Annotated in this window: 5 protein-coding genes and 3 pseudogenes; 4 read left to right on the forward strand and 4 right to left on the reverse strand. The window is 67.2% G+C overall.

Annotated features, from left to right (window positions below):
• Positions 1-271: 271 nt before the first annotated feature.
• The 3 genes and pseudogenes from nirD to AC27IO_RS17590 form a co-directional block, all read right to left on the reverse strand.
• Entirely contained in the window at positions 272-664 is a 393-nt protein-coding gene (nirD, locus tag AC27IO_RS17580; protein WP_284431550.1) for a nitrite reductase small subunit NirD, read from the reverse strand.
• A 66-nt stretch (positions 665-730) separates the two neighbouring features.
• Positions 731-3,176: pseudogene (gene nirB / locus AC27IO_RS17585) on the reverse strand (nitrite reductase large subunit NirB).
• 404 nt (positions 3,177-3,580) lie between these two features.
• A complete protein-coding gene (locus tag AC27IO_RS17590) occupies positions 3,581-4,174 on the reverse strand; it encodes a MarR family winged helix-turn-helix transcriptional regulator (RefSeq protein WP_498739921.1) in 594 nt (197 codons plus the stop codon).
• 110 nt (positions 4,175-4,284) lie between these two features.
• Here AC27IO_RS17590 and AC27IO_RS17595 point away from each other — a divergent pair, with 110 nt between their 5' ends.
• The 3 genes from AC27IO_RS17595 to AC27IO_RS17605 all read left to right on the forward strand — a co-directional run bounded on the left by AC27IO_RS17595 (position 4,285) and on the right by AC27IO_RS17605 (position 6,838).
• A complete protein-coding gene (locus AC27IO_RS17595; RefSeq protein WP_498739923.1) occupies positions 4,285-5,085 on the forward strand; it encodes an SDR family NAD(P)-dependent oxidoreductase in 801 nt (266 codons plus the stop codon).
• Between the two features lie 101 nt (positions 5,086-5,186).
• A complete protein-coding gene (locus AC27IO_RS17600; protein WP_498739924.1) occupies positions 5,187-6,263 on the forward strand; it encodes an alkene reductase in 1,077 nt (358 codons plus the stop codon).
• A gap of 140 nt (positions 6,264-6,403) precedes the next feature.
• Positions 6,404-6,838: a GNAT family N-acetyltransferase gene (locus tag AC27IO_RS17605; protein ID WP_487113746.1), complete on the forward strand. Its 435-nt coding sequence runs from the start codon at positions 6,404-6,406 to the stop codon at positions 6,836-6,838.
• Between the two features lie 1,052 nt (positions 6,839-7,890).
• Here the strand turns inward: AC27IO_RS17605 and AC27IO_RS17610 are convergent.
• Positions 7,891-8,199: pseudogene (locus tag AC27IO_RS17610) on the reverse strand (TolC family protein); the annotation flags it as partial.
• Between the two features lie 40 nt (positions 8,200-8,239).
• Between AC27IO_RS17610 and AC27IO_RS17615 the strand changes: the two are divergent.
• A pseudogene (locus AC27IO_RS17615) lies at positions 8,240-8,494 on the forward strand (GNAT family N-acetyltransferase); the annotation flags it as partial.

Raw genomic sequence — 8,494 nt, forward strand, 5'->3', positions numbered from 1 at the left:
GCGAGGTGTGCCGAAGGACACACCTGCTTCGTGAACTGACTCGCCGTGGCTGTCCGAGCGCAGCGCGCAGCGCGAAGCGATTCCACGGCGCACCCGCGCACGAGCACCGCAGGTGCCCGGAGCGAAGCGCAGGGACGCGGCCAGCAGGGTCGCCTTTCCTTGCTTACTTTCTTTTGGCGAAGGCAAAGAAAGTGAGTGCGCCGCCGGGCGCACACCCCGGCCCCGGAAAGAAAAGCCACTACCAGCGCCAAAACAAGCCACACCCACAACCTCAAGCCCCCGAACCAGCAACTAAACGCCTGATAGGCCCCGCTACAGGCCTAACCAATTCCACCGCATGCCCCGCCAACTCAACAGCATCCAAAAACACCTCCCCCCCCTCCACCTTCACCGCAAACTTCGGCGTACACCCCTCGTCCGGCGCCGAAGCCTGCCCATCGCACAACCCGATCGTCCAGTTGTGCAGCGGACACGCCACGCTCGTCCCGAACACGATCCCCTGCGACAGAGGCCCCCCCTTGTGCGGACACCGGTCCAGCAGCGCGAACACCTCGTCCGCACCGTTGCGGAACACCGCCACGTCCAGGCCCTGCGGCCGCGCCACGCGGCGCGAGCCCAGCACGGGAATGTCGTCCACACGGCAGATGTATTTCCAGTCGCTCATGGCGGCTCCTTGCGAATCGGGGGGATGAATGAATGAAAGGGGTGGTGGCAATGGCTGGGCCGGGGCTCACGGCGCGATGGCGGCGAACTGCCGCGTGTCCACGCGCGCTTCCTGGAAGTCGAACCACGGGTCGGGCTCGCCATCCAGCGCGAACTGCAGCTGCTCCCACAGCGCCTTGCGGCCTTCGTGGTCTTCGAGGATGCGCTTCTTCACATGGTCGAGGCCCACGCGGTTCACGTAGTGCACCGTGCGCTCCAGGTACCAACCTTCCTGGCGGTACAGCTCGCAAAAAGCCCCGGTGTACTCCAGCACCTCGGCCGCGGTCTTGAGCTTGGTGAAGAAGTGCGCCACCTCGGTCTTGATGCCGCCGTTGCCGGCGATGTACATCTCCCAGCCGCTGTCCACGCCGATGATGCCCACGTCCTTGATGCCGCTCTCGGCGCAGTTGCGCGGGCAGCCGCTCACGGCGAACTTGACCTTGTGCGGGGCGTACATGCGCCACATCGCGCGCTCCAGGTCCTTGCCCATCTGTGTGCTGTCCTGCGTGCCCATGCGGCACCACTCGCTGCCCACGCAGGTCTTCACGGTGCGCAGGGCCTTGGCGTAGGCGTGGCCGCTGGGCATGCCGATGTCCTTCCACACGGCCTGCAGGTCTTCCTTCTTCACGCCCAGCAGGTCGATGCGCTGGCCGCCGGTCACCTTCACGGTGGGGATCTGGTATTTGTCCACCACGTCGGCGATGCGGCGCAGTTCGCTGGCCGTGGTCTCGCCGCCCCACATGCGCGGGATCACGCTGTACGTGCCGTCCTTCTGGATGTTGGCGTGGCTGCGCTCGTTGATGGCGCGGCTTTGCGGGTCGTCCTTGGCCTCTTTCGGCCAGGTGCTGATGAGGTAGTAGTTGACGGCCGGGCGGCAGGTGGCGCAGCCGTTGGGCGTCTTCCATTCCAGGAAGGCGAACACGTCGCCGATGGACAGCAGCTTGTTGGCGCGGATCGCATCGCGCACCGCTTGGTGGCCGTGGTCGGTGCAGCCGCACACGGCCTTGGTCTTGGGCGTGGCGGAGTAGTCGCCGCCGGCCGTGAACATGATGATCTGCTCCACCAGGCCCGTGCACGAGCCGCAGCTGGCGCTGGCCTTGGTGTGCTTTTTCACGTCGTCCAGCGTGAACAGGCCCTTGTCCTTGATGGCTTTGCAGATGGCGCCCTTGGTCACGCCGTTGCAGCCGCACACCTCGTCGGTGTCGGCCATGGCGGCGGCCTTGCTGTGGCCCTGGTGGCCCGCGTCGCCGATGTTGCTCTCGCCGAACATCAGCTTGTCGCGGATGTCGCCCACCGTGCGGCCGTCGCGCAGCAGCTTGAAGTACCAGCTGCCGTCCACCGTGTCGCCGTAGAGGCACGCGCCCACGAGCTTGTCGTCCTTGATGACGAGTTTTTTTGTACACGCCGCCGAAGGGGTCGCTCATCACGATCTCCTCGGTGCCTTCACCGCCCTGGAAATCGCCCGCGCTGAACAGGTCGATGCCCGTCACCTTGAGCTTGGTGGAGGTGAGCGAGCCCTGGTAGCGCCCGATGCCGAACTCCGCCAGGTGGTTGGCCAGCACCTTGCCCTGCTCGAACAGCGGCGCCACCAGCCCGTAGGCGATGCCCCGGTGCGCGGCGCATTCGCCCACGGCGTAGATGCGCGCGTCGGTGGTGGTCTGCAGCGTGTCGCTCACCACGATGCCGCGGTGGACGTGCAGGCGCATCTTCTCGGCCAGCTGCGTGTTCGGGCGAATGCCCACGGCCATCACCACCAGGTCGGCGGGCACCTCGGTGCCGTCCTTGAACTTCACCGCCGTCACGCGGCCGTCCGGCCCGCCCACCAGCTCCTGCGTCTGCGCCTTCATCAAAAACTGCATGCCGCGCTCGGCCAGGGACTTTTGCAGCATCTTGCCGGCCACGTCGTCGAGCTGGCGCTCCATCAGCCAGTCGCCCACGTGCACCACGCTCACCTGCATGCCGCGCTTCATGAGGCCGTTGGCGGCCTCCAGGCCCAGCAGCCCGCCGCCGATCACGACCGCATGCTGGTACGTGGCGGCGGCGTCGATCATGGCCTGCGTGTCGGCGATGTCGCGGTAGGCCAGCACGCCTTGCAAGTCCTTGCCCGGAATCGGCAGGATGAACGGGTTGGAGCCGGTGGCGAGGATGAGCCGGTCGTACTCGGCGCTGATGGCCTCGCCCGCCGCGTTGGTGGCGTGCACCACGCGGCGCACGCGGTCCACTTCGTGCACCGTGAAGCCCGTGTGCAGGTGGATGCCGTGCTCCTCGTACCAGGACCAGTCGTTGAGGATGATCTCGTCGATGGTCTGCTCGCCCGCCAGCACGGGCGACAGCAGGATGCGGTTGTAGTTGGGGTGCGGCTCGGCGCCGAACACCGTGATGTCGTAGAGGTCCGGAGCGATCTTGAGCAGCTCTTCGAGCGTGCGCACCCCGGCCATGCCATTGCCCACCATCACCAGCCTGGATTTTTTCATCGTGACCCCCATGGGTGCCCGCCGCGGCGCTGCAAAAATGGATGAACAGCGCCTGCCGGCAGACGAAGCCGAAACCAAAAAACAAAAAAGGCGTCCGCACAGGGCGCGGGCGGTTGAAGCCTGCACTGCCTGTGGGGACGCCTTCGTCCTGACCGCCCCGTTTCCGCCATTGGAAGGGGCCAGCCATGTGACCGGCATTGGTCACGGGGACGCTGTTGCAATGCGCGTGCCAGGTGCGGGTGGGATCAACAGTCTTGAAGGGAAATCGGGCCCCGGCGCATATTCCACTGGGGCATCGTGCTATTTATTTAGTAGCGAATGGCCGCGTGGCGTGGCCTGCACGGAGGCGAGGGCAGGGCGGGGGCGACCCGCCTTGGTGCATGGCGCCCAGGCCGGTGCGTGGGTCAGTCCTCTTTCGCTGGCGGCGCGCTCCGGGAAGGCAGGGGCACCCGCGCCGGGTTCTCTGCCTGATAGGCCACCATGAACGCATCCGACGCCACCTGGTCGGCCAGCGCCCGCAGGCTCGCGGCCGAGGCCGGGCCCAGGACGGCCTCGACCCGCTCGTTGGCGACGGCCCAGCGCCCGATCGCCTGCGCCAGCAGTTGCTTGCCGCGCGCGGTCAGCACGGCGTGCTTGGTGCGCCGGTCCTGGGCGTCCTGCCGCAACTCGGCAATGCCGTCGCGCACCAGGGGCCTGAGGGCATGGGTCAGCGCCGATAGTTGAATGGCCAGCCGGTTCGCCAGGTCCTGCAGGGTCGGCCCCTGCCCATCGGCACTCTGGAACTTGCCGATCTCGACCATCAGCGCCAGCTGCGTCGCCTTGATGTTCAGGGGCGCGAGGGCGTCGTCGTACAGCTGCCCCAATCTGCGCGCCGCCAGGCGCACCGACGTGTTCGTGCAGACCTGCGCACCGGTCGTGGCGGTGACCTCCGCGATCGCCTGATTCAAGGCGCAGTCGGCATCCGCAGCCGCATCGACAGGGTGGTTCCTAATTCCCATATTTTCCAAATGGTTGAGTGCTGCACTATTCGAAATGCATCGCTGTCCTGCTCTACATTTGAGCCCTCAACTTATTTGGTTGAGCCCTCAATTTTATTGGAGAACACCCGATGACCCGTCCCCATTCCAGCAAAGTCGCATTGATCACCGGGGCTTCTTCCGGCATCGGTGCGGTCTATGCCGATCGCCTCGCTGCCCGTGGATACGATCTTATTCTGGTGGCCCGGCGTGCCGACCGCCTGCAAGCCCTCAGCGCCCGGATCGCCGAGGCCCATGGCGTGAAAGCCGAGCCGGTGGCGGCGGACCTCGGCAAGGCCGAGGACCTGGCGCGCATCGAAGCCCTCCTGTCCACCCACGAAGGCCTGCACATGCTGGTGAACAACGCCGGGATCGCCCGCCTGGGGCCCGCCGCCCAGCGGTCTGCCGATGACGCGGTGTCCCAGATCGACCTCAACATCACCGCCCTGACGCGGCTGACCCAGGCGGTGCTGCCCCCCTTCATCGCCAGGAAGCAGGGCGTGATCGTCAACATCGCCTCCGTGCTGGGCATCCATGCGCTGCCCGTCAGCGCGGTCTACAGCGGCACCAAGGCTTTCGTCCTGCAATACACCCGAGGCCTGCAGCAGGAACTGGCCGACACGGGGGTGCAGGTCCAACTGGTCCTGCCCGCATCGACCGCCACCGAACTCTGGGACCTGTCGGGCGTGCCGCTGGCGGCACTCAACCAAGACACCGTGATGACCACCGAGCACCTGGTCGACGCCGCGCTCGCCGGGCTGGACCAGGGCGAAACGGTCACCTGGCCGTCCGTTGCCGACACCGGCCTGTGGGATCGCTACGAGGCGGCCCGCGCCGCGCTGCTCGCCGGCAGCCAGGTGGGAACGCCGGCCCCTCGCTACAACGTCGTTTGACGCCAGCCCATGGACCCCACCGCCATCGGACGCGGTTCTCCGCACGCCGATGGCCTTTTCCTCCGTCGTTTTCGCCCTGCTTTTTTCCAAGGACAGCCCCGATGCTTTTCGAACCCTTTTCCTTGCGCAACATCCCCCTGGCCAACCGCGTGGTGATGTCGCCGCTCACCCGCAGCCGCGCGGTGGACCACAACACGCCCAATCCGCTCATGGCGACCTACTACGCGCAGCGCGCGACGGCCGGCCTCATCGTCACGGAAGGCACGTCGCCGTCGCCCAACGGCCTGGGCTATGCCCGGATTCCCGGCCTGTTCAACGATGCCCACGTGCAAGGCTGGAAGCGGGTGACCAGCGCCGTGCATGCCCAAGGCGGCAAGATCGTCGTGCAACTGATGCACACGGGCCGCGTGGCCCACCAGGCCAACCTGCCCGCCGGCGCCGAAGTGCTCAGCGCGTCCGCCGAGGCGTGCCCCGGCGAGATGTACACCGATTCGCAAGGCAGCCAGCCGCACACGCCACCGCGCGCCATGACCGAGGCCGACATCCAGGCCGTGATCGGCGAATACGCCACGGCCGCGCGCCTGGCCATCGAAGCCGGTTTCGACGGCATCGAGCTGCACGCGGCCAACGGGTATCTCCTGGAGCAGTTCCTGAATGCCAACATCAACCGCCGCACGGATGGCTACGGCGCAACCGCCGAGGGGCGCAACCGCCTGGTGCTCGAAGTGGCGCGGGCCACCGCCAAGGAAATCGGCGCCGAACGCGTGGGCATCCGCCTGTCGCCGCATGGAGTGGTCAACAGCGCGGGCGCCTTCGACGGCGTGGACGGTCAGTACCTGGCCCTGGTGAAGGCGCTGTCCGCGCTCGGCCTCCTGTACGTCCACGTGCTGGACCACTCGGCCATGGGAACGCCACCGGTTCCCGCCCAGCTCAAGGCCGACCTGAAGGCGGCGTTCGACGGCCCGTTCATCCTGGCTGGCGGCCTGGACAAGGCCGGTGCGGAGCGCGCGCTGGAGGGCGGCCTGGCCGACCTCACCGCCTTCGGCCGTGCATTCATCGCCAATCCGGACCTGGTCGAACGGATGCGCCAGGGCGCGCCGCTGAACGCGCCCGAGCCGGCCACGTTCTATACGCCCGGGGCCCAGGGCTATACGGACTATCCGGCGCTCGCCGGTTAGCCACCGTTGGTGCGTATCGAGGCGGCGAGGAGAGCGCCGCCCGGGCCGATGGCCTTCGGCTGCGGCCACCTTCCTTCGGACGCCTGGCCCGGCCCGCGCGGGCGCGCGCCTAGGCTCGGTGCCCACGGAGGTTCAAAACAATGTCGTACCAAGAGATGAAAGCCAGCGTCGAGCTGCTGCCCGCCCAGGCCCCGAAATTCGAAACCGAGCGTTTCGTGGTCGTTCCGCTGGGGGCGGAGCCGGCGCGCGACCTGCTGAACGTGCTGCTGCAGGACGAACGGCTGGCCGGGCAACTGCCCTGGATGGTGGAGAAATCCGCCGATGGCGCGCGCAAGGAGGCGTTCCTGATCGGCCTGCAATGCGCCGCCGAGACCACGCTGGTCTGGGGCATCGTCGAGCGGGCGCGCAGCGCCTACATCGGCGCGGTGCTGGCGCGCAGCACGCTGGAGGGCCTGGACGTGGAGGTGCTGTGCGCCTCGCAGTTCTGGAATCAGGGCGTGGCCGACGAGGCCGGCCTGCCAGTCGCGGACTGGCTGGAAGAGCACGCCGCCGTCGAGTTGGTGCCGGCCGGCTGAAGCCGGCCTGTCGATCCGTCGGCGCAACCGGCCTGGGAACGGGCAGCCGCCAGCCCTGGCGGTCCTGCCCGCCTTCTCAATGGGCCGCCCACTCTTGGTGCTTGGGGTGGTGCGCAGCAGATGCATCACGAGGCGATGTGCTCATCGCACCATCGCTGCTTCGGTCATCCAATCAATGCTTCGCATCCTTTTTTCCATCAAATGGAATTCTGGGAACACTGGGGTTTTCAACTTTTCAAAGGAACCCCCCCCCTATGGGATGCATTCAATCCAGCACGTCGCGCCGTTCCACGCCGATCCAGACCCCCGCGGCAAATACCCCCATCGCAACCCCAGGGAACCGATCACCGCTGCAACATGGCTCGCCGTATGCAGGCCCAGGCCCCGGCCGAGGACGGACCAGTACGGCGGGATCCATGGCGCCGCGCTCCCCACTACACGCGACAGAGACAACCACGCGAAACGCCGCTCGAACTCTCCGACGGCAGCAGGAAGCCGTAGCGCTTTTGCTGGAGCATGCGATTCAGTACCCTGACCATGGCGGCATGAAGAGCGCCGTGGCAGCGTGCGAGAGACTGAGTGCAAAAATCCAGAGGTACCTTGTCGGAACAGGACGTGCCGTAGGACCGGATGATGTCAGCAGAAAATTGCAGCGACTTACCAGAATCGTGAACGAACACCGTGCCGAAGTCGTTGGGGCGATGGTTGCTCGAGACGAGAGTAGTCCTGCCCAGTCGCCGGTTCGGCCGCATTACAACCCCGCTGATTTCGAGGCATCGACCGTTTTCCCTGCAGGAAATCTCGAATACGGCGCCTACGGTCGTTAGAGCGGGTTCATCAGCAGGCCTGGCGATGACTGAATGCATGCAGGCTGCTTCGGGGCGGGGGCTCGGACCTTCGCCCCTGGATTCGCGCAGCGTAGGGGCAAGAGGCTCGGCTCGGTCCAGCCCTGCCCGCCGCATCGGCTTGCCGCCTGCAGCCCGCCTTCGGCCGTCAATGCATTGCTTCGTTGGCAGGCTGGGGTACACCGAGCGCACCCGTCGCACCTCGCGTCAGCGCAGAACCGGATCGTCCGCCGCCGCGCCCGCGCCGCCAGCGGCCCAGCCGCCCCCCAGCACCTTGTACAGCGTGACCCGGTTGGTCTGCTCGGCCAGCAGCAGGGTGATCTGCGTCTGCTGCGCCGCGTACAGCGAGCGCTGTGCGTCCAGCACCGTGAGGAAGCTGTCGGCCCCGAGCCAGTAGCGCGCATCGGACAGGTCCAGCGCGCGCTGGGTGGCGTCCAGCAGGGAGCGATGGGCGGCCTGGCGCTCGTCCAGCGTGGCGCGGTCGGCCAGCGCGTCGGCGCGCGACCTGCTGAACGTGCTGCTGCAGGACGAACGGCTGGCCGGGCAACTGCCCTGGATGGTGGAGAAATCCGCCGATGGCGCGCGCAAGGAGGCGTTCCTGATCGGCCTGCAATGCGCCGCCGAGACCACGCTGGTCTGGGGCATCGTCGAGCGGGCGCGCAGCGCCTACATCGGCGCGGTGCTGGCGCGCAGCACGCTGGAGGGCCTGGACGTGGAGGTGCTGTGCGCCTCGCAGTTCTGGAACCAGGGCGTGGCCGACGAGGCCGGCCTGCCAGTCGCGGACTGGCTGGAAGAGCACGCCGCCGTCGAG

Source organism: Acidovorax sp. KNOB132, from assembly GCF_057541515.1.

What these genes read in the sequence shown, in the direction of transcription:
- AC27IO_RS17605 (WP_487113746.1), top strand. Translation starts at nt 6,404, where the DNA reads ATGTCGTACCAAGAGATGAAAGCCAGCGTCGAGCTGCTGCCCGCCCAG.
- AC27IO_RS17590 (WP_498739921.1), bottom strand. Translation starts at nt 4,174, where the DNA reads ATGGGAATTAGGAACCACCCTGTCGATGCGGCTGCGGATGCCGACTGC.
- AC27IO_RS17600 (WP_498739924.1), top strand. Translation starts at nt 5,187, where the DNA reads ATGCTTTTCGAACCCTTTTCCTTGCGCAACATCCCCCTGGCCAACCGC.
- nirD (WP_284431550.1), bottom strand. Translation starts at nt 664, where the DNA reads ATGAGCGACTGGAAATACATCTGCCGTGTGGACGACATTCCCGTGCTG.
- AC27IO_RS17595 (WP_498739923.1), top strand. Translation starts at nt 4,285, where the DNA reads ATGACCCGTCCCCATTCCAGCAAAGTCGCATTGATCACCGGGGCTTCT.